Origin of the sequence: Micromonospora salmantinae (assembly GCF_022230905.1) — a bacterium.
GTDB lineage: Bacteria > Actinomycetota > Actinomycetes > Mycobacteriales > Micromonosporaceae > Micromonospora > Micromonospora salmantinae.
Map to the genome: position 1 here is coordinate 36,436 of NZ_JAKKFG010000014.1, position 21,009 is coordinate 57,444.

The 21,009-nt window shown below is 66.7% G+C and carries 11 protein-coding genes and 1 pseudogene; 8 read left to right on the forward strand and 4 right to left on the reverse strand.

The genetic code is table 11. The annotated features are described in order from the left end of the window. The first annotated feature begins 42 nt into the window (after positions 1-42). The 3 genes and pseudogenes from PSH03_RS32845 to PSH03_RS13390 all read left to right on the forward strand — a co-directional run. Positions 43-6,837, forward strand: coding sequence for an RHS repeat-associated core domain-containing protein (locus tag PSH03_RS32845; RefSeq protein WP_238689297.1), 6,795 nt, complete (start codon positions 43-45; stop codon positions 6,835-6,837). A 29-nt stretch (positions 6,838-6,866) separates the two neighbouring features. Beyond that, a complete protein-coding gene (locus PSH03_RS13385) occupies positions 6,867-7,184 on the forward strand; it encodes a CPCC family cysteine-rich protein (RefSeq protein WP_210784802.1) in 318 nt (105 codons plus the stop codon). A gap of 18 nt (positions 7,185-7,202) precedes the next feature. Then, positions 7,203-8,016: pseudogene (locus PSH03_RS13390) on the forward strand (FtsK/SpoIIIE domain-containing protein); the annotation flags it as partial. A gap of 877 nt (positions 8,017-8,893) precedes the next feature. Here the strand turns inward: PSH03_RS13390 and PSH03_RS13395 are convergent. Continuing rightward, positions 8,894-9,586, reverse strand: a complete 693-nt coding sequence (locus tag PSH03_RS13395) for a hypothetical protein (RefSeq protein WP_238689298.1) — start codon at positions 9,584-9,586, stop codon at positions 8,894-8,896. A gap of 259 nt (positions 9,587-9,845) precedes the next feature. On the opposite strand from PSH03_RS13395, the gene PSH03_RS13400 reads away from it, so the two are divergent. From PSH03_RS13400 to PSH03_RS13410, 3 genes are read left to right on the forward strand one after another with little or no spacing between them, the layout of a single operon-like run. Beyond that, positions 9,846-10,478, forward strand: coding sequence for a hypothetical protein (locus tag PSH03_RS13400; protein WP_238689299.1), 633 nt, complete (start codon positions 9,846-9,848; stop codon positions 10,476-10,478). Further along, positions 10,471-10,788, forward strand: coding sequence for a hypothetical protein (locus PSH03_RS13405; RefSeq protein ID WP_210784799.1), 318 nt, complete (start codon positions 10,471-10,473; stop codon positions 10,786-10,788). The genes PSH03_RS13400 and PSH03_RS13405 overlap by 8 nt, the downstream gene beginning before the upstream one ends. A gap of 35 nt (positions 10,789-10,823) precedes the next feature. Continuing rightward, positions 10,824-11,585 carry a hypothetical protein gene (locus PSH03_RS13410; RefSeq protein ID WP_238689300.1) on the forward strand — a complete coding sequence of 254 codons (762 nt, stop codon included), beginning with the start codon at positions 10,824-10,826 and terminating at the stop codon, positions 11,583-11,585. A gap of 15 nt (positions 11,586-11,600) precedes the next feature. Here PSH03_RS13410 and PSH03_RS13415 read toward each other — a convergent pair whose 3' ends face one another. Further along, the gene (locus PSH03_RS13415) at positions 11,601-12,338 is read right to left on the reverse strand and encodes a hypothetical protein (RefSeq protein WP_238689301.1); all 738 of its coding nucleotides are present in this window, start codon (positions 12,336-12,338) and stop codon (positions 11,601-11,603) included. A gap of 734 nt (positions 12,339-13,072) precedes the next feature. On the opposite strand from PSH03_RS13415, the gene PSH03_RS13420 reads away from it, so the two are divergent. After that, a complete protein-coding gene (locus PSH03_RS13420) occupies positions 13,073-15,841 on the forward strand; it encodes a tetratricopeptide repeat protein (protein WP_238689302.1) in 2,769 nt (922 codons plus the stop codon). Positions 15,842-15,998: 157 nt separating this feature from the next. Here the strand turns inward: PSH03_RS13420 and zwf are convergent, their stop codons facing one another. Both zwf and PSH03_RS32470 read right to left on the reverse strand, forming a co-directional pair. Beyond that, on the reverse strand, positions 15,999-17,492 hold the full coding sequence (gene zwf / locus PSH03_RS13425) for a glucose-6-phosphate dehydrogenase (RefSeq protein ID WP_238689303.1): 1,494 nt from the start codon (positions 17,490-17,492) through the stop codon (positions 15,999-16,001). Between the two features lie 697 nt (positions 17,493-18,189). After that, positions 18,190-18,324: a hypothetical protein gene (locus tag PSH03_RS32470; RefSeq protein ID WP_255750547.1), complete on the reverse strand. Its 135-nt coding sequence runs from the start codon at positions 18,322-18,324 to the stop codon at positions 18,190-18,192. A gap of 1,133 nt (positions 18,325-19,457) precedes the next feature. Here PSH03_RS32470 and PSH03_RS13430 point away from each other — a divergent pair. After that, a complete protein-coding gene (locus PSH03_RS13430; RefSeq protein WP_210781274.1) occupies positions 19,458-19,853 on the forward strand; it encodes a hypothetical protein in 396 nt (131 codons plus the stop codon). Positions 19,854-21,009 lie beyond the last annotated feature (1,156 nt).

A 21,009-nucleotide genomic window follows, 5' to 3' on the forward strand; every position in this document is an offset into this window, starting at 1 on the left:
CAACGAGGCTCGGGTGCCAAGCCACCGGGTCGACCTCGTCAGGTGCTCGCCGCCATCGTCACCGCGGTGGTCGCGGGGTCGATGCTGGTGGCATCGCCGCCGACGGCGGGCGCGCTCGCCGCCCCGGAGCGCCTGCGGTCGCAGGCCGACCCGGTGGACAAGCACGGCGGGGAGGTACGCGGGATCGCCTGGCCCACACCGACCCCGGCGGGCAAGCCCGCCCCGGCGCCGGTGTGGCCCAAGGCGGGCCGGGCGGCGGCCTCGCTCGGGACCGGGCGCGCGGACACGTCGGGCACACCAGGCGTACGGGTCGGTCAGCTTCCGGTCTGGGTGAACCGGGCCGGTGGCTCCGCGAGCGGGGAGCCGACCGACGTCACGGTCGAGATCGTCGGTCGCGACGCGGTCGCACCGACCTGGCGGGACGGCGTGGTCCTGCAAGTGAGCGGTGCGCAACGGACTGCCGGGCCGGCGACGGCCAACCTGTCCGTCGACTACAACGAATTCCGCCACGCGTACGGAGGTAGCTGGGCTGACCGTCTGCGGCTGTGGCAGCTACCGCCCTGTGCCCTGAGCACACCGGAGGCTGCGGGCTGCCAGGCCAGCCCACTGCCTTCCCGGAACGACACCGTGACCGGTCGTGTTTCGGCTGACGTGTCGACGGCCGGCGGCAGCGTGGTCGCGCTGGCCGCCGACGCCAAGGGCTCGGCGGGCGACTTCACCGCCACCTCGCTGTCAGCGTCGGCCACCTGGACCGGCGGCGGCTCCACCGGCGGGTTCTCCTGGGCGTACCCGATGCGGACCCCGCCGGGGCTGAATGGTCCCAGTCCGACGGTCTCGTTGGCCTATTCGTCGGCGAGCGTCGACGGACGGTCGGCCGCCACGAACAACCAGCCGTCGTTCGTCGGCGAGGGTTTCGACTACTGGCCCGGCTACATCGAGCGCAGCTATGTGTCGTGCAGCGACGACAAGACCCCCGGCGCGAACAACGAGAAGAAGACCGGCGATCTCTGCTGGCGCTCCGACAACGCCACCATGACCCTGAACGGCACCGGTACGGAACTGGTGTTCCAGAACGGCAAGGGCTGGCATTCGCGCAGCGAGCAGGGCGCGAAGATCGAGAAGCTGGCGAACGCCACGAACGGCGACAACAACGGCGAGCACTGGCGGGTCACCACCACCGACGGGGTCCAGTACTACTTCGGGTTGAACAGCCTGCCCGGCCAGAGCAGCGGCACCAACTCGACCTGGACCGCACCCGTGTTCGGCAACCACGACAACGAGCCCTGCCACGCCAGCGAATTTCTCGACTCGGACTGCACCCAGGCGTGGCGATGGAACCTCGACTACGTCGTCGACCCGCGCGGCAACACGATGTCGTACTGGTACGACAGGGAGGACAACAAGTACGCGCAGAACCTGACCGCGGCGTCCGACGTCTCCTACGTGCGGGGCGGGATGATCCGCCGGATCGACTACGGCACCTGGGACCGCGGCGCCAGCGACCGGTCGACCACCCCGATCGCCCAGGTCCTGTTCACCCCGGCCGACCGGTGTGTCACGTCGAGCTGCGGCACCCACAACGCGACGAACTGGCCGGACGTGCCATGGGACCATGAGTGCACCGGGTCGGAGTGCGGCGACAACTTCTCCCCGACCTTCTGGACCACGAAACGACTCGCGAAGGTCACGACCCGGGTCTGGGACACGACGAAGGCGACCCCGGCCTGGCAGGACGTCGACTCCTGGACCCTCACCCACACGTTCCCGTCACCCGGCGACGGCACCAACGCGGGGTTGTGGCTCTCGTCCATCGCGCACACCGGTCACGTCGGCACGGCCGTCACCCTGCCGCCGATCACGTTCGAGCCGACCGCGATGCCGAACCGGGTCCTCACCGACTCGAACACGACGAACAACTGGCAGCGGATCGCCAACATCGTCGCCGAGACGGGTGCCAAGATCCAGGTCACCTACAGCCTGCCGGAATGCCACAAGGACAACGTTCCGAGCGCAGCGCACACCAACACCAAGCTCTGCTATCCGGTCATCGGACCCGACCCCAACGGTGCCGAGGACGCGCTGCTCACGGAGTGGTGGCACAAGTACGTGGTACGCCACGTGTCCGAGTCGGACGTGCAACTCGCCGGTGGACACCAGGCACCGCCGAAGTTCACCACCTACTCGTACGGCGGCAACCCGGCCTGGCACTACTCGGACGACGACGGTCTGATCAAACCGAAGTACAAGACCTGGAACCAGTTCCGGGGCTATTCGGAGGTCACCACCCGGGTCGGCGACACCGAGGGCCGGAAGACCCTGACCGTCACCAAGTATCTGCGCGGGATGCACGGTGACCGCTCCAGTCCCACGGGCGGCACCAGACAGGTCACCGTCGGCGCCTCGCTGGGCAACGAGACCGTTCACGACGAGGACTGGTTCGCCGGGTCGGTGCGTGAGGAGACCGTCTACAACGGCGACCTCGACAAGCCGGTCAGCAGAACCGTGAACGTGCCCTGGCAGTCCCCGCCGACCGCCAGTCGCACGATCAACAATGACCTGGTCACGGCCCGCTTCACGAACACCCGGCTGACCTATTCCGCGACCGCGCTCGGCGTGGACGGTGCGGCCGGCTGGCGGGTCACCCGCACCACGTCGGCGTTCGACGACACCCACGGCACCCTCGACTGGACCCAGGACGACGGCGACGTCAACGTGGTCGGTGACGAGCAGTGTGTCACCCAGACCTACAACCGCAACCTGGGCAGGAACCAGACCGGGCTGTTGAAGCGGGTCACCACGAACGCCCTGCCCTGTGGGACGGCACCGGTCAGCGCCGACGACGTCGTTGCCGACGCCCGTTACAGCTATGACGGTGCGGCCAGCGCGGACACCGCGCCGACCTACGGCTCCATCTCCCGGACCGAACAACTGCGCAACTGGACGGCCACGACCGGCACGGTTTTCCAGACGGAGGGCCAGGCTACCTACGACGCATTCGGACGGGCGGTCACCACTACCGACGCACGGTCGGTGACCACCGCGACCGCGTACACGCCGGCCGCGGGCGGGCCGGTGACCAGGGTCAGCAAGACCATCAAGAGCGGGTTCAACTGGACGAGCCACGAGGAGGTCTCGCCGTACTGGGGGACGGCCTGGAAGACCACCGACGTGAACTCCCGCGTGGCCGAGGTGACCCTGGACGGCCTGGGACGGACGACCCAGGTCTGGAAGGTGGGCTGGCCGAAGGCGGACAACCCGCAGAAGCCGTCCGCCCGCTACGTGTACACCTATTCACCGACCCGGTCCGACTACTCGTCGGTCAAGACCGAGACCCTGAACTCCGCCGGCAACTACCAGACGACGTACCAGATCTACGACGCGATGTTGCGGCCCCGCCAGACCCAGTCCTCCGGGATCGGCGGCGGTCGTCTCGTCACCGACACCATCTACGACCGCTGGGGGCGGACCGCCGCCGCGTACGGGGCGCACGCCGAGCCGGGCACCGCCTCGGGGACCCTGTGGTGGGAGCCCGAGTGGTCGGTACCGGCGGTCGCCCGCACCGAGTACGACGACGCCAGCCGCCCGATCGCGGAGGTCTCGCTCGCCGGGGACGGTGTGACGAACCTGGTAGAGAAGTGGCGGACCACTACGTCCTACCGGGGTGACAGCATCGCCCGCACCCCGGCCCCCGGTGACGTCCCCACCACCAAGTTCCTCGACCTCAAGGGCCGCGACGTCGAGGTACGCCAGCACACCACTGCGGCGGGTGTCTCCGGCGCGTACGACGCGGTCAGGTACACGTACAACCGGAAGAACCAGCTCACGAAGATCACCGACCCGGCCGGCAACGAGTGGACCTACAAGTACGACATCAGGGGTCGACAGATCGAGTCCCGCGACCCGGACAAGGGCACCAGCTTCTCCACCTACACCCTCTACGGCGACCTGGAGAAGAGCGTTGACGCCCGTGGTGAGGTGCTCGTCTACACCTACGACGCGATGGGCCGCCGGACCGGCCAGTACGACGATGCGGTCTCACCGGGCAAGCTGCGGGCCGAGTGGAAGTACGACCAGCTCTTCACCGGCGTCACCGTACGCGGACAGCTGACCCAGTCGACCCGGTACGAGCCGGCCGGCTCGACCAACGCGTACACCTGGCGGGCGATCAACTTCAACACCCGTTACCAGGTGGTCGGAGACCAGTACGTCATCCCGAGCACGGTGACCGGACTGGGACAGGAGTGGACCTACTCGTACGGGTTCGCCCCTACCGACGGAACACAAGTCTCGATCACGTACCCCGGTGCCGGGGGCCTCGCCGAGGAGACGGTGAGCACCGGCTACGACGGCACGACCGGACTGCCGCAGACGCTGACCACGAACCTGCCGACGGTCGGGTCGTACGTCGTCGGGCAGCAGTACACCGTGTACGGCGAGCCCACCGTCCTGACCCGGAAAACCGCCGGTGGGACGTACGTCGAGGACAACAACGTCTACGAGACGGACACCCGCCGGATCCGACAGACGACGATCAAGCCGGAGACCTCGGCCGGCACCATCTCCGACCGCACCTACTCCTACGACGCCGCCGGCAACATCCTGCAGCTCGTCGACAGGCCGGGGGTCGGGCAGGCCGAGAGCCAGTGCTTCCGGTACGACGGGCTGCGCCGCCTGACCTCGGCCTGGACACCCCGCGCCGGCGTGGAGTGCGCCACCGATCCGTCGGTGGGGAACCTGGGCGGACCCGCCCCCTACTGGACCGACTGGACGTTCGACCGGATCGGCAACCGGCTGACCCAGACCAGCCACGGCTCGACGGGCAACACCACGAACACGTACACGGTGCCCGCCAGCGGCGCGAACTCCGTACGGCCACACACGGTGACGTCCGTCCGGACCGAGGCACCCGGACAGGCGCCGGTGACCAAGTCGTACGGCTACAACGCCACCGGCGAGACCGTCACCCGGCCGGGTGTGGCCGCCGACCAGACGTTGGCCTGGGATGCCGAGGGTCGACTGACCAGCGTCACCGAAAGCGGCGCCACCCTGGCCAGTCACGTCTACAACGCCGAGGGCCAGCGGATCCTCCGCCGGGACGCCACCGGCACCACCCTCTACCTGCCCGGAATGGAGATCCGGCGAGACCTCGGCGCCGCACAGAACACCGCCATCCGCTACTACTCCTTCGCCGGCAAGTCGATCGCCAGCCGTTCGGGCGGCGGTGGACTGCAGTGGCTGTTCAGCGACCACCAGGGCACCCAACAGATCAGCGTGAACGCGGCGACCCAGGCGGTCACGATCCGCCGCCAGACCCCGTACGGCGCACCGCGCGGGGACCAGGCGGCCTGGCCCAACGGCAAGGGCTTCGTCGGTGGCGACATCGACTCGACCGGGCTGACCCACATCGGGGCACGGGAGTACGACCCGACGCTCGGCAGGTTCGTGTCGGTCGACCCGTTGATGGACCAGAGCCAACCGCAGCAGTGGCACGGCTACGCGTACGCCGGCAACTCGCCGATCACGTTCAGCGACCCGACCGGGCTGATCCAGGATGACGTCTGGGCCGGTCGGGCAAGTCCGGACGACGTAAAGCGGAACGACGGAGGCTCGGGTTCCGGTGGTGGTGGTGGCGGCGGTGGCTCGAAAGCCGGCCAACCGGATCGTGATGAGGAAGTCAAGAAGCGGCGAAAAGCCTACATCAATTTCACGGTTCGCTACATCGGTGACTGCGACACGTACGGCGGCTTCGGCGGCTACCGCTATTACAGGTGTCACATTTCCGACTTCACTCCGGCTGAACTCCAGGAGTCGCTTGCCGCCTTCATGTGTGAGGTCGAGGGCGAGTGCGCTATGCGGGACGCCCGGGCCAAGGAATCGAAGCTCAAGTTCTACGAGTGGATGAGCTGGATTCCTGGCATCGGGATTCCGTACTCCCTTGCGCTCGCCAAGGAAAAACTTGACAACGGCGACTACGTCGGGCTGGTTCTCGATCTCGCCGGAGCAATTCCGGTGGGCAAGGCCGCAAAATTTGTCGGCGAAGGTGCCGATCTTCTTTCTGGTGCCTCGAAGGCAGCCGATGACGTGGCCGAGGCGTGCAAGGTTGGCAACAGCTTTAGTCGGGACACGCCCGTACTCATGGCGGATGGTACGACAAAGAAGATTGGAGAAGTCCAGGTCGGTGACCTGGTGCAAGCAACCGACCCCCACGCTGGTGTTACTGCAGCCAAAGCGGTGACTCATATGCATTTGAATCGCGACTCGCAACTCACGACTCTCGTCGTGCTGCTGCCCACTGGCGCGATGGTCGATGTGGAAACCACGTGGGAGCACCCGTTTTGGTCCGTCTCCCGTGGCTACTGGGTCGACGCTGCTGAGCTTGTGGCGGGTGAGCGGCTGCGATCGAGTGCTGGGGGTGAGGTGCGAATCGCGAGCGTCCGGAACTACACTGGCGCCCAGTACATGCACAACCTCACCATTTCCGACATCCACACGTACTATGTGCTCGCCGGCAACACCCCGGTACTAGTACACAACTGCGACTGGACCAGCCCGGCCAGCCTAGATCGGCATTATATCGATCACGGTGAGGATCTCGGGCACTACACCAAGGGGGACTACGATCAAGGTTCCAAGGACTTGATGTGTGGTCCATGCCGCTCAGGCGTCCGGGAAAAGGATGCCATGATTGAGGGCAAGGTCTACCGGTGGGACCCGGAGACGAACGAATTCGGTGTCAAGGATCGCAGAACCGGAAAGATTATTAACTATTTTGACATCACAGACGCACATGGTGGCCCGGCCGCATATTGGGGGCGCCAACCGGGTCTGGAGAGGTAAAGCTCGTGGTGAACGGGCCTGGTGGTGACATGTCTCAGTTTAGGAATGTCCGAATCGACGAAAAGCCTGGTGTGCGGCATGCATGTCCATGCTGTGGTTATCTGACTCTCCTATCTCGTGGCTGGCATGAAGTCTGTCCGGTCTGCGGTTGGGATGATGACGGCCAAGATGATCACGATGCGAGCGAGTTACGGGGGGCCCCGAACAAAGTTAGCTTGGCGGACGCTAGGAAAAACTTCTTAGAGTTCGGGGCATCTGAACGGCGAAGAATGCAGCGAGTGAGGCCCCCACGGGACGATGAGCGCCCGCCGCCTGATGTACGGGTGAACCGGCCTGGCGCGGTCTGACTCTCCGTTGACCGACCGGAAGGCAGTCCGCACCTGTGGCGCGTGCCGCTGGTGCGGGCCGAACAGGTCCGTCCCGGGCTGGTACGGCTGCGGGCACTGCTGACCGACCCACTCACCAACCAAACACAGTGGACCTGCCAGGCGACGCCGCCGGCTGCTCCGGCGGTATGGGTAGCCGGGATCGACGCCGACGGCCGTTCGCGACCATCCGAAGCGCTGGAGTCTCCGGGGTAGTGGTCGCCGGGCTGACCGGCTACGGCAAGACCTCGTTCATCAATGCCCGGACTGCCAACTCGCACCGAGTCCGGCGGTGTAGTTCGTGCTCATCGACGGCAAGGGCGGTCCGGACTACGACGACCTGTTCGCTCGTGCCCGGCTGCACGCCAAAGACGAGCCGGAGCTGGTGCGCGATCACCTGGCGCGGGTGCGGGAGCTGATGGTGGCTCGCCAGCCGGCGATCCGGGCGGTGCTCGGGGTGAAGAACCTGTGGCACCTCGGCCCCTCGCCGGCCTGGCCGCTGGTGGTCGTGGTGATCGATGAGGCGCACACGTTCCTCAACGAGACCAAGGGCACCGATGCCGAGTCCAAGCGTCTGGACGCGCTGGCCCGGCAGACCGCCCGGCTGGTGGAGGAGCTGATCCGCAAGGGCCGCAACGTCGGCATCCAGGTCGTCCTCGCCACGCAGAAGGCCACCGGGGACGCGATCCCCACAAAGATCCGGGACAACTGCCAGGTCGCCGTGTCGTTCGCGCAGCGCACCAGCAAGGCGGCCACCGCCGTGCTCGGCGCCGACATTACCGCCGCACCGGATGAGCATCCGCGTCGGTTGCAGGCCACCGTCGCATGAGGTTTCGGTGACGGTCGAACTGGCCGAGGATGGGCTGCCGCAGGTTCGGTCAGTACGCACACCGTGAGACGCGCAGGCCTCCGGCGGCAGAGGAAGCGGGTGCGTTAAGACCTGGCCGCGTCCTGGGTAGGCCCCCCATTTACCCCCCGAAAACCCCCGGCTGAGGTTGACAACCAGTGATAAGACGTGACCACTGCTTGTTCGTGTCTGTGCAGTTCAGTGCCAATTTCTGATAATCAATGACAAGGCCCTGATGGCTACAGACGGTAACAAGGGGTCGTCGGTTCGAATCCGGCCGTCCCGACGCAGGACAGAGGGCTGATCCGGAAATCGCGTCGTCCCTTTCGCCGTTTTGGGGACCAAGATCAGTCAGTTGGAGTTGGCCTGGCGCTGCTTGACCGTCAGTCAAGCTTCAGCGACCGGTGCGGTTGATCGCCATATCCTCCTCTTGCTGTATCAAGGCGGTCCGCAAGCGGGCCACGCCGGCCCGGCCCCAGCCTGCTGGCGACGTCCGGCCGGCATCGGCCGGGTCGGTCGGCCACGCTTGGTGGGCGAGACGATGAGAAGACCACGGGGCTCCGCCCCGAACCACGACCCTCCTCAGAGATCAGCCGGGGGCGGATCACCTCATCGGGCACCACAAGAGCTACCAGCTTCCCCGGACGGGGCCAAGGTCGTTCGTCCGGGCGCTTCACCTTGTCCCCGTCCGGGGAGGCTGGACGGTCTGGCGACTGCCCGACGAGGAGATCAGCGACGTGACGTTGGTCGGCTACGTCGTTGTTGCTCCTGAGCCCTATGGCGTTTGCGGAGTCCCAGACAACCCGGGCCCAGTGCGAGTCACAAGCCCGTGCGTTGGCCACAGCTAGCACCGGGAGCGTAGGTGGTTGTCTCGGTACCACGAGCAGACCTTCGTCACACCGGGCACCTCCGCCAGGTGTCGCCGGAGCCGCTCCTGCCCGTCTGCGGGAAGGTTGGAGCGGAATTGGATGGTGATGGTGGGGCCTTCATCGTCGCCCGCAGCGTCGACGCGTACGCCACCTTCCACGCCATAGCCGGTAGCGGCAGGTTGGACGACGCGTTCAAACGTCGGCTCGGTCACCGTGAACTCGGAACTGGTGTGGACAATGAACCCAACCGGCGGGGACGTCAGCGCCGGGTAGATTCGCCCGGCCAGCGCCACGCCTGCAACGATCGCCAGCAACAGGCCGACGAGCACCGACACACGTGCCCGCCGCGGCGCCCGCCCCGGATCCGCAACCGCAGCCAAGAAAATCAGGGCGGCCGGGAAGAGCATCACGAGGGACGCGCCCACGACCGCCAGGCAAAGCACCAGGACTCCAGCTGCCAGGCAGGCGTATTCGAACGGTTTACGACGCACAGTGAACAGGGGGATCGCCGTAATAACGGCCGGAAGCCACCCCACCCAAACGCCTGAAACGTTGCCCAGCGCGAGGTGCGACCAGCCAGCGGTAAGAGTGGAGGTTAGGAGCGCGGCCACGGCCAAGGCGCGAGGCCACTTGTGTACCTTTTCCGTCGTCAGGTTCTGCCTGTTCACGGGAGGCATTGTGTCCTCCAGAGGTCATCAGGCCAAGGGTGCCAGCCGAACGAGCCGAACAGCGGCGGGTGGTCCTTAATGGAACCGAGGTGACCTCAGCGTCGGATTGCGGTCTCGGGGAGGGGCTTGCCCCCCAACGGTTTCATGGTTCACGTACGGTGGTCCTGTCTTCACACAAGCCAGCAGCGGGGAACATCTGCCTGACACGTTGGGGGGCGCGATGCGGAAACGCACGAGCTCTGGGGATCGGTTGACGCTGGTGAGCCTGGATTTTCTGGGGGATCTGGAGGATCTGCGGGGGCGTGTCCAACAGCTGCCCCACCAGCCAGGCGATGGGCCCCACGAAGATTCTCAGCATCAGGGCGCGGACCAGTCCGACTCCGTGTGGATCGTCGTCGACGCCCGCGGGCGGGTCACGAGCCTCGACATCAGCCGTCGTTGGCGTGAGCGCCTCGCAGTCAGCGAATTTGCGTTGGCGCTGTTTGAGGCTTACACCGACGCCGTGCGGAAGTCGGTTGAGGCCGGTGCGCTGGCTGCGGCGCGCAGGATGCCTGGTTCGGCTGACAGGTCACCAACTTTCTTGACCCTGCCGGAGCCCGAGCTTGGTGATGACGAGTGGCGTCGAGTCCGGTGGGCGCGACTCGACGCCATCGGAGCTGAGTTCCGTCGACTGAGCGAGCGGGAAAGCTCCGCGGACCGGGAGGAACGTGCGGTGTCAGGTCCGCACGGCTACGTGACGTTGCGACTCCTGGGAAACGGGCTTATCGGTATCACCGGTGAGGTCGCACGGATCGCCAGGGCGGATGCGGACCGAATGCGCACCGATGCTCTTGGCGCATTCGAGCAAGCCGGGCTGCGCGCTGATGCAGGGACGGAGGGTGGCCATGCCTGATATCGAGGTCCTCACCGAGGCTCTCCGAGACGAGGGGGTCAGATGGCGCAGGCTGTCGGACCGGATGGCGGACGTGCGGCAGGCGGCGAGTCAGCTTGAGCTTGCTCCGACGGCTTTCTTCATCGGCGACGCCAACATGGCCATCCACTCCACGTCATACGACAGCTTCCACTCGTTCATGCTGGATGTGATTTCCGGAGCGGTCGTGGAGTTCGAGCAGATCGCTGGGGCGCTTGACAGGGTGGCCAATGCATATGACCGGGCGGATGCCGTCGTCGACCTCGACTTGAACGCCATCTATCGGGCATAGGCCCGGTCGTAGATCGTCGGGGGAGGGCACTACTAGTGACACCTACGGAAGAACTAGAGCAATCGATTCTTGTGCAGCGCGGTATGTTCATCGGTGCGTTCGAGGTGATCGAGCCCGCAGTGGATCTTCTGATCGCGAAATTCAACGAGCTTGTCGGGGAGGTGAAGCAGTCGGCCTGGCTGCTCGGGCCAGCGGCGATCTTCATGGTCAAGCGGGATCTGGGAACCCTCCGGGCTGCCCTTGAGCAGCTCATTGGCAAGGTGGAGTACGCCTTGGAGCATCAAGTCCCGGTGCTGTCCCTGATACAGGCCAGCTTCGGCTGGCTTGCCGACGTGAAGCGGCCGATTTCGGATCTCTCGGTCGCGACCGTCCAGCCTGACAACAGGAACTTCGCCAAGTGGATGGGGGATGCGGCGAACGCCTACAACGCCGGGGCAGCGATCCAGCGGGCAGCCGTGGACGAAGTGACGAGCAGGGCCGAGTTCATCAGCAAGTGGCTGTTCGATGTCGTCACAGCCAACGTCGACTACGCCATCGGGCTTGCGCAAGTCGTCACGGATGTGCTGGGCAGAATCGCTCAGGGGCTGGCGGACGTGGCAGGCGTGGTCACCATACCCTGGGCGCTGGCTCTGCTGGCGGAATCGGTTGGCGACATTGTGGAGGGAACATTCAACCACTTGCTCACGGTCGCGCAGCGTCAGTTTGACGCCGCAGGAATGATGCGCGACATCGCGGGACAGATCACCGATCGCTCGAAACTTCCGGGCGGCAAGTGGCCGCAGATGGTCACTGGATGATGTAGTCAGGCAGCATCAGGCGGTCGGCACCAGGGCGAGTGTGCTTCGGAGCGCCTTCACCGTCGCCTGGGCCAGAAGCTCCGTGGGGACGAACTCGTCACCGCCGACTGCGAGCCAGACCTGCACGACCAGGTTGTTCTCCCGAGCCTGTGCCATGTGCTCCGCATACTTGAATCCGGGCTGTGATTGCCGGGTGTATGCCTCCGCCTCGTCGCCGATTCCTTCCAGCCCGCCCTCACGCCGCATGCTGGCGCCTTGGCGGGCTGTGCCGTACAGCTGCACCGCCTCTTCGGCTGACGCCGGTGTCGATGCCTCCACCCGAAAATTTGCCTCGTGGCCGTCCGCCGTCTCCATTTCGAACAGACAGGCAGCCCCCGGCGCCGTTAGCGGCGGAGTGGGATCTTCTCGCCGCACTGTGAGGGACAGTGCGGCGAGCGGAAGCATCTCGCGGTGCTCGCACAGACGCAGACCAGTCGCGTTGAAGCTGCGAGCAGGTACCAGCGATTGAGTCACGGCGGGAGTGGCGGTCCCCGGAGGAGGCCCTTCGGTCTTGACCGGACCACCGTCCACGGTGCCGTCGCAGGCGGCTGTAGCGGCGAGGACCGTCAGAACCGCGGCCGCCCGCCCCAGGGCTCGGGGTAACGTTGCCATCACATAGAGGATAGCCACAGCCGCGGCCAACCATCGTCCCTGCATCGGGCTTCTACCGTGGTGACCATGTCGGCGTACGAAAGTCCCGAGCAGATCGTCCATTCCCGTATGGTCAGTGCCTCTGGTGTCCTGGAGCACCGGGTCGACCTGCGCGGCTATCCCCATCGCTACCTGGCAGTGATGTCGGATCGAGGTATCGGCGTACAGAAGGTGACACACGCCATGGCTGCCGCTGAGTTGCTGGCGATGCAGGGCTGGAGACTTATGGACATATCGGAGTTCACGAGCAGTCGAATAGTGTTGGCTTTCCTGCAGCGAGGGTAAGGATGCCAGACCTTGTTGCTCAGGCTGCTCGGGTGGTCTGCAGATGGCGAAGCGGCCGCGCGCCTCTTGGTGGCGGCCGGCGGCCTCCCCGTTCACACCCCGCGAGCAGGTCGCAGCCGCGCAACCGTGCGGGCGGTCCAGGCTTGTGGCTGATCGAGTGCTGCCCGGTGCGGGCAGCATTCCGGCCGCGGACGACTGCCGACGGGTCTGTGCAGCTCAGCGTCACTTCTGGCGGTTAATGACAAGGTCGGGATGACGGCCGACGGTAACAACTTTTAGGTCAGCTGAACAACCGCCGGACCGTTCTCCCCAATCGGCGTCCCCGCCCACTTGTAGCGATAGGGGTGCTCGATTCCAACCGATCAAACGATCCGGCGAAGATGGTCTGCAACGCACAGTGACCATGGACGTCACCGGGAAAGGAGGCGACCGTGGCGGATGGCCGCTGGGCGAATCGGCTCCGGATACGTGCTGCCAGCGTCGCAGGCGCCGCCCTGTTGCTAACTGCCGGGATGACTGCGGCACTAGCCAACTTCGTCACCTGGTACTTCGCGGCCGGTCTGGGCGTGGCGTCCGGTGCCGCGGGCCTCTACGGCGGGGTGTGGTGGCAGCAGCGCACTGACCAGCGCGCCCGTGAGGACGCCTGGCGAGCGGCCACCACTGCGGCGCCTGGCAGCCACCCTTGGCAGGAAGGTGACGATGTCGGCTTGCTGACGATGCTGCTACCGGGCCGGCGGGCCGTGCCCTTCAGCGTGCTGCACGACCCGGCGGCCCGCCAGGTGGTGCGGTGGGCCCTCGCCGACTCACCGGCCCGCGCGTCCGTGCTCTACGTCGACGGAGTACCTGGCGCCGGCAAGAGCCGGCTGCTGGTCGAGGTGGCTGAGCGGCTCGCGCTCCCGTGCGCATGGGCGGTGCCCGGCAGGGGTGCGGCGGCGGTGTCCGCGGCGGCAGCGCTGCGGCGACGAGTGGTGCTCGTGGTCGACGACGCCGACACCTGCGACGACCTTCCCGCGACCCTGGAGGCGTGGGCTGAGGCCGTCGACAGCGACATCCGGTTGGTTGTTGTCAGCAGGGTGAACCACCCGTGGTGGGCCGCCGTGCGCGCCCGCCAGCCGGCCCGAGTGGTGGCGGGACTGCCGTACCGGCCGCAGGTGACGGTACCGGCGATCGTGGGCGACGCGAAGAGCCAGCAGCAAGCGTTCACGCGTGCCCTGCTGTGCTTCTCGAAGGAGTCGGCGTCGGTTCCCTCCGTGACGTTGAAGCCGAGTGACCCGCCTCCGTCGATCACGCTGCTGCACGCCGCTGCCGCGCTCGCCGCGCGAACCGATGTCGGTGGCACGGTCGACACCGCCACCGTAGTGGCCAACATCTTCACCGCCGAGCGGCGGCGTTGGCAGGAGTCCGCCCGGCAGGCGCACCTCCAAGACCTGCCCAGCATCGTCCTTGAGCAGGCGCTGCTGCTCGCCGTGCTGGTCGGTGCCGCCAATGAGGATGCCGCCCGCAGACTGCTCAGCCGGATATGGTCCCCAGCAGGTGGTATCGGCCCCGAGCGGGCGGGCCAGCTGGCCGACTGGCTCCGAGGGCTCTACCCGCAGCAAGTGCCGGACTGGCTGTCTCCGCGGCTGCCGGCGGTATTGCTGGAACGCTACGCGGTCAGCGCCGTCGCCCACAGCCCGATGTTCGCCCAGGCGTTGGCCAACGCCACCGCCGGGGACGAGGTTCGAACCCAACGCGCCCTGGGCACCCTGGCCAGAGCCGCGGCACACAGCCCAGACGCCATCGTGGCGCTCGGTGCGGTACTCGACCGCGACCCGCCACGAATGATCGCCGCCGCGATCAGGGTCGTTGCCACCGCGGAGCTACCGGTCGACGAGGCGATCGCGTCCTGCCTGGACCGGCACGCGGATCGGTTCAGCCCGACACAGCTGCGGCAGTTGAATGAGGCCATCCCGCAGGATGCGCGGACCAGCCGGTTGGCCCTCTGCGACGTTGCGCTCCTGCGGCGGTACGTCTCGCACCCCGACGTGGACCCGGACGATCTCGACACCCAGGCCGTTCGGCAACGCCTCGCGGCCGCGCTACGCGAGCAGGGCCGGTTCGGCGAAGCCGAGGTGGAGTTGCGCGGGGTCCTCGACGCGCGGTCGCGGCTGCTCGGCTCCGAGCATCCCGACACCCTGGACACCCGCAACCGGTTGGGCGTGGTGCTGGACATGCAGGCGGGTCGTGACGAGGCGGAAGCCCAGCTCCGTGCGGTTCTGGCCGCACGAATGCAACGCCTCGGCCCCGAGCACCGCGACACCCTGAACACCCGGCTGAGCCTGGCAGTCGTGCTGAACGGGCAGGGCCGCTACGACCAGGCGGAGGCGGAGTTCCGCGAGCTGCTTGCCGCGCAGACCCGGGTGCTCGGCTTGGAACACGACGACACCCTCACCACCTGCAACAATCTCGCGGTCGTGCTGCGCGAGCAGGGACGCCTCGGTGAGGCCGAGGCCGTCTTCCGCAGGCTGCTGGCGATCCGTACCGGGCTGTTTGGTGCGGCACATCCCCAGACCCTGGCCGTTCGCGGCAACCTCGCGGTGGTGTTGGAAAAGCAGGGGAACTACGACGCGGCGGAGGCGGAGTTCCGCGAACTGCTTGCCGAGTGGACGCGATTGTCGGGCGCGGCGCATCCGGACACCGTGAAGGTGCGCAACAGCCTCGCCGTCGTGCTCAGCGTGCAGGGGCGGCACAGCGAGGCGGAGGCGGAACTGCGCGAGGTGCTCGCTGCCCACACCCGGTCGCTCGGCGTCGAGCATCCCAGCACCCTGATCGTTCGCAGCAACCTCGCCATCGCGGTGGACGAGCAGGGACGACACGACGAGGCTGTTGCGGAGTTCCGTGCCGTGCTGGCCATCCGGGCGCGGACCCTGGGAGCCGAGCACCGCGAGACGCTGAGTACCCGCCACAGCATTGCGGTGGTGCTGCTCAGGTGGGGCCAATTCAGCGCGGCCGAGGCGGAACTGCGTGACCTGCTGGCCACCCGCACGCGGCTGCTCGGCGCGAACCATCCCGACGCCCTCAGCACCCACAGCGCCCTCGCCAGGGTGCTGGCCGACCAGGGCCGTTACGTGGAGGCGCAGACGGCGTTCCGGCACGTGCACGCCGGCTGGACCCGGGTGCTCGGCCCGGAACACCCCAAGACCCTGGCCGTCCTCAGCTACCTGCGCGCGAGTTCCCAGCCTGAGCGTCGGGACGGCCAGACGCAGAACCGGATCCTAAGGACGACCGAGTCAGGTCCGTAGATCTGTCGACTAACCTCGGTCCTTGATTTCGGGAACTCCTCGCCGAGCTGCCCGGCCATGGCTTCGATGACCCGCCCACTGAGTGGACCACGCTGCGCGTCGATGGTGAGACCAAGCGATCGGGCTCAGCAGCGCGGTCACACTCGTTGTGGCAGCATCACGCGGAGTTGCGCCACTTGCGGCCGTGCCGGCCGATGAGCCGATCGGCGTCGGTCGGGCCCCAGGAGGCGGCCTCGTAGGTGGGGATCGGCGAGTTGTCCTTCTCCCAGTTGTCGATGATCGGGTCGACGATCCGCCAGCACTGCTGCACCTCGTCGCTGCGGATGAACAGCGACGCGTCACCGATCAGCGCGTCCAGGAGCAGACGCTCGTACGCCTCCGGGGACTCCTCGACGAACGTCTGGTCGTAGGAGAACTCCATCGTGGCGGTGCGGACCCGGAAGGAGTGGCCCGGCACTTTGGCACCGAAGCGCAGCGAGATGCCCTCGTTGGGCTGGATCCGCAGGATCAGCGCGTCAGCATCGAGGCCGGTGAGCTGGTCGGTCGGGATCGGCAGGTGCGGCGGCCGCTGGAACTGCAGTGCCACCTCGGTGAGCCGGGCCGGCAGGCGCTTGCCGGTGCGTACGTAGAACGGCACCCCGGCCCAGCGCCAGTTGTCGACGTTGAGCCGCATCGCGGCGTAGGTCTCGGTCCGCGACAGGGGGTCGACGCCGGCCTCCTCGCGGTAGCCGGCCATCAGCTCCTCACGGGTGCCGCCCCGGGTGTACTGTCCCCGGACCGCGGCCTCGGCGATGTCCCGGTCGGTGGGGAGCCGGATCGCCTGCAGCAGCTTCACCTTCTCGTTGCGCAGGCCCTCAGCCTCGAAGGAGGCCGGTGGCTCCATCAATGCCAGCGCGAGAACCTGAAGCACGTGGTTCTGCACGATGTCCCGCATCGCGCCGGCTTCCTCGTAGAAGCCGCCGCGGCTGCCGACGCCGAGGGTCTCGGCGACGGTGATCTGCACGTGGTCGACCCAGGAGCGATCCCAGATGGGCTGGAAGATCGAGTTCGCGAAGCGCAGCGCCAGCACGTTCTGGACGGTGTCCTTGCCCAGGTAGTGATCGATGCGAAAGACCTGGTGTTCGTCGAACGCGCTGTGCACGACGCCGTCGAGCTCGCGGGCCGTGATCAGGTCGCGCCCGTACGGCTTCTCGATGACCAGGCGGGAGAAGGAGTCTTCGCGTGGCTGGTTGAGCCCGACACCGGCCAGTCCATTGATCACCGGCTCGAAGGCCCCGGCCGGGGTGGACAGATAGAAGAGGCGGTTGCCGGACGTGCCCCGCTGTGCGTCCAACTCGTCGAGGGTCTCCACGAGCCGCTTGTAGGTCTCCGGGTCGTCGTAGCCGCCGGCCACGTACCGCACGCCGCCCTGGAGTTGGCGCTTGCTGGCGAGGGTGCGTTCGCCCAGGGCGCTCTCGGCGAACTGCTCGTCGGTCATCGACGTACGGGCGACGCCGACCAGCGCGAACTGGTCCGGAAGCCGCTCATGCCGAGCCAGGCTCTCGATTGCGGGCAGCAGCTTCCGTCGGGTCAGGTCACCGGAGGCGCCGAAGATCACCAGCGTGGCCGGCGGGGCACTCCGCTCCTGGATGAGCTGAGATGCGTGGTCCATGGTCTGCGTTCCTCCGGGCACAAGGGGTGTGGGGTTGGGGGATGTCGTGCTGTCATGCCAGGAATTGTGCGGGCTTTGGCGGTATTGGCCGGGGGCCACGCGGCGTGGCCCGTTGGTCGCGGCCCTTGAGCGTCGCATGTCCAGCTGACGGGTAGGCGATTCGGTGCGGTCTGTCGGCGTACGCGGTGGTGGTACGAATGATCGTGGCCAGGTAGCCCGCGGAGGTCAACGGTCTCGCCGACGGCGGCGCCGGGGACCACCAGGGTGCGGCTGCGGCGTGGCGCTGGTCCGGTGGTGGTGGCCCAGCCTGATGTCGGTCTCATGATCGGGCTGTTCGTATCCGCCTGTGACGGGAAGATGATCGGCAGAATGCTCGCGCCGCAGCACCAGGCCGCAGCGGATTCTTGAGGTGCCCAACGCGAGCGGGAGCGGCGTCGGTGGGCGTTGGGGACCTCGTGCTCGCTGCGTCAGCCAGCTCCACCGCAGCGGTGTTGCCTGCGGCTCTTATCTCGGAACTGGGCGTAGCTCATCATCGCTGGTCTGCTGGTCCTCGGATGGCGTCCCGGCGCGCCCGCCGGATCCTCTGGATTCTGCGACTGGCCCGCAGCTCTACGGCGGCAGCGGCAGGTGGGGACCCGACGATTGTCAGGCCCCACCTTCATCGCCGCGTTCGGAGAATTGAGCGACGCTGCCGGCGTCAGCGCCCGGTGGGCACGATGTTTGAGGATTGCCCGTTCTGCTCGTCGCGCTTCAGGCGTTTCGCAGTCTGCTTCTCCTTGATCGTCTTGCCCTTCTTCTTGACGTTCGCCTTGCTCGTCGAGTCCTTGGACATGATCGAACCTCCTAGAGCAGGTCGGTGAACGTGGAGCGTGGTACTCGCCTGATCGCGGCGTGCAGGTGACGGAAGACCCGCGGCGGGCGCGAAGTCCTTCACTGCACGCCGACCCTACGCTGTTCCAGGTCTTGCCGACGTTGGGAAGCGCATCGACGATCGTGGGGCGATAGATCGTGCCGCCCCACCGCTACGGTAGGCGGGCCGCGATGGGTCGTTCTTGTTGACCGTAGGTCCCATGGTGGGGGAATGGGGTGCGGCGGGATTCTGACGGGCTGTCGGCCTGCCCCCGTTTACCCTCCCCGCTGCGGTCGGTAACAAGGGGTTTTGACAAGCAATGACAAGCCTTGACGAGGCTCGACGTGAGGTTCTACTGGGTTCAAATCTCCTCGTTCCCCACGAGGCTGGCCTGGCGAAAACCCCGCGGTCACGATAGCCGATACGTGCAGGAGGAGTCTGGAGGCGTGGAACCGGCGGCTGTAGAAGTCGCAGGTTTCGTGCTGGTAGAGCTTTGTGCGGTAGACGTTCGACGACCAGTGAGTCGTTCGGCTGGGGTGACTGTCTCACTGTTCGGCGGAGCGTATGTGGCTGCGGCGGTCACGACAATGGTCATACGCCCTCTCACTGGAGACGCCGTGCAGCAGACACCCGATTCGTCGGAGCCATCCGCTCAGCACCCGCCCGGAGTCGACGCGTCGCCGTCTGCTGGGCGGCCCTCGGTGCAGCCGGTGGTCCCGGGGGCCCAGCTTCGGGCGGGCGTGAGGGTGGGAATCGTCCTGTCAGTGGTAGTCGTTGGTGGACTCTTCATGTGCTGTGTCGGTGTGGGCGCTCTTGCCGCTGTCGGTTTGATCATCGGCGAGGCGTCACCTTCTCAATCCGCTCCGACCGTCTCTGCCGCCGGACCGACGCCGTCACCAACTACCCGAACACCCGAGCCGGCTCGCACCACCGCTCTACCTAGCCAACCTGCCACGCCCACCGCACAGCCGACTCGCCCACCGACGCCCGGAAAACGCCTACCTGCCTACGACGCCTTCGAGCGTCGGGACGTCAGCTCTGGATCCGGCGCTCGTCGTCTAGCCCTGCGGGTTGAACTACGCGTCTTTCCCGTCGACAGTCAGCAGGTCGTCGACGTGGCGACGCACGTCGTGGAGAGCCATCGAGGGCAGGGGTGGCAGGCGCTGTCGATCGTGATCACGTACGACCGACGTGAGGTGGTGCCCAGCTACGCGGTGTTCGAATGGGCGCCCGAGGGGCGCTGGACGGACGCCGCCGATGGAGACCCTGCTTCCTGGCAGGGCTACCGGCTCCATCAGGCTGTCGTCCGCGACAAGCTGACGCAGCCTGACAAGTGCCAGGTGCCGACGGAGCAGGCCTATGTGCTCAACGCCGAGTTCAACCAGGCAACCGAAGACGACGTCGACGTCAGCGAAGAAGCAGTGCTGGCAAATATCGCCGACCAGCACAGCATCTCGTCCGCCCGCGTTGAAGAACTGGTCCTGGCCGTCGAGGACTGGACGGTGTGTTGAGCGCCCAATACTGGGCGAGTCCACCCGGCCCTTTGGAGCGGCCTCCGAGAAGGCCAGCTTTCGCTGTTCCCCGCCTTGCCGGGGCCGGCGGCCGTCGTGACCCCACAGCGGGAGCCGCGGCAGCGCTGCCGAGGCAGTACCCCACGCAAGGTGCGACGCTTGCCCTTTTCAAAGTCACATCGGACCGGGCGGTCGCCGACCAGTATCTTGCCGGCCGGCCGGAACAACTCGCCCGAGATGGGATCACGTCGGCGCTGCTGACCTGGCTGGCCGAGCACGGCGGGCTCACCGCCCGCCAGCACAAGCAACTGCGGAGCCTGTTCCAGGCTTCTGGATTCGGGCAGTTGATGTCGGCCGGCAAACTATGGCTTCACGACGGTCCCTTGACGCGTTGTGCGTTGCTGCTGGACGGTGGCCGTGATTGCGTCGATCTCTACGGTGGATGTCGCCAGACGGCGGGGGAGAGTTAGCCATGCGCATCTGTATCGCCTGCCGGGCGACCCACGGCACCGTTGTTCGTATCGGTAGTTGGGGCGTGCCCCACGGTACTCCCGGGCATCAGGTCAACTACCGCTGGAGCAGTCTGTCCGCTTGTCCCTTGTGTGAGTCCGGCCTCCTCGTGCACTTCGATCATGATTGTTTCCACCAGCCCGGGGAGGAGCCGTGGGACATGGACTGGTCGTGGCCGGTCGCCGTTGACGGGGTTCAACGGTTGAAGCCTGCTCTTGCCCGGTGTCCGGATCCCTTGCGTCCGTTGTGCGAGTGCCTCGTGCACCGGTCGTTGCGGGACAGCATCGAGAGGCCGCCGTCGGGTGAGGTTCCGGTGACGGTTGTACTGGCTGAGGAAGGGCTGCCACAGGTTCGGCCAGTACGCATGCCGTGAGGCGGGCGGCAGCACGGTGGCAGGGCCAGCCGGGGGCGATCAGACCTGGCGGGGTCTGTGAGGGACCCCCTTTTACCCCCCGAAAATCCCGCCCAACCGTTGGCGAAGGGTGACAAGGAGCGATGAGCGCATGGTGGTGTCTCTGCAGCTCAGCAACCACTTTTGGCAGGCAATGACAAGCTTCATTCGGCTACTGTCGGTAACAAGGGGTCGTCGGTTCGAATCCGGCCGTCCCGACAAACAAAAAGCCCTGACCGGCGGAAACGCTGGTCA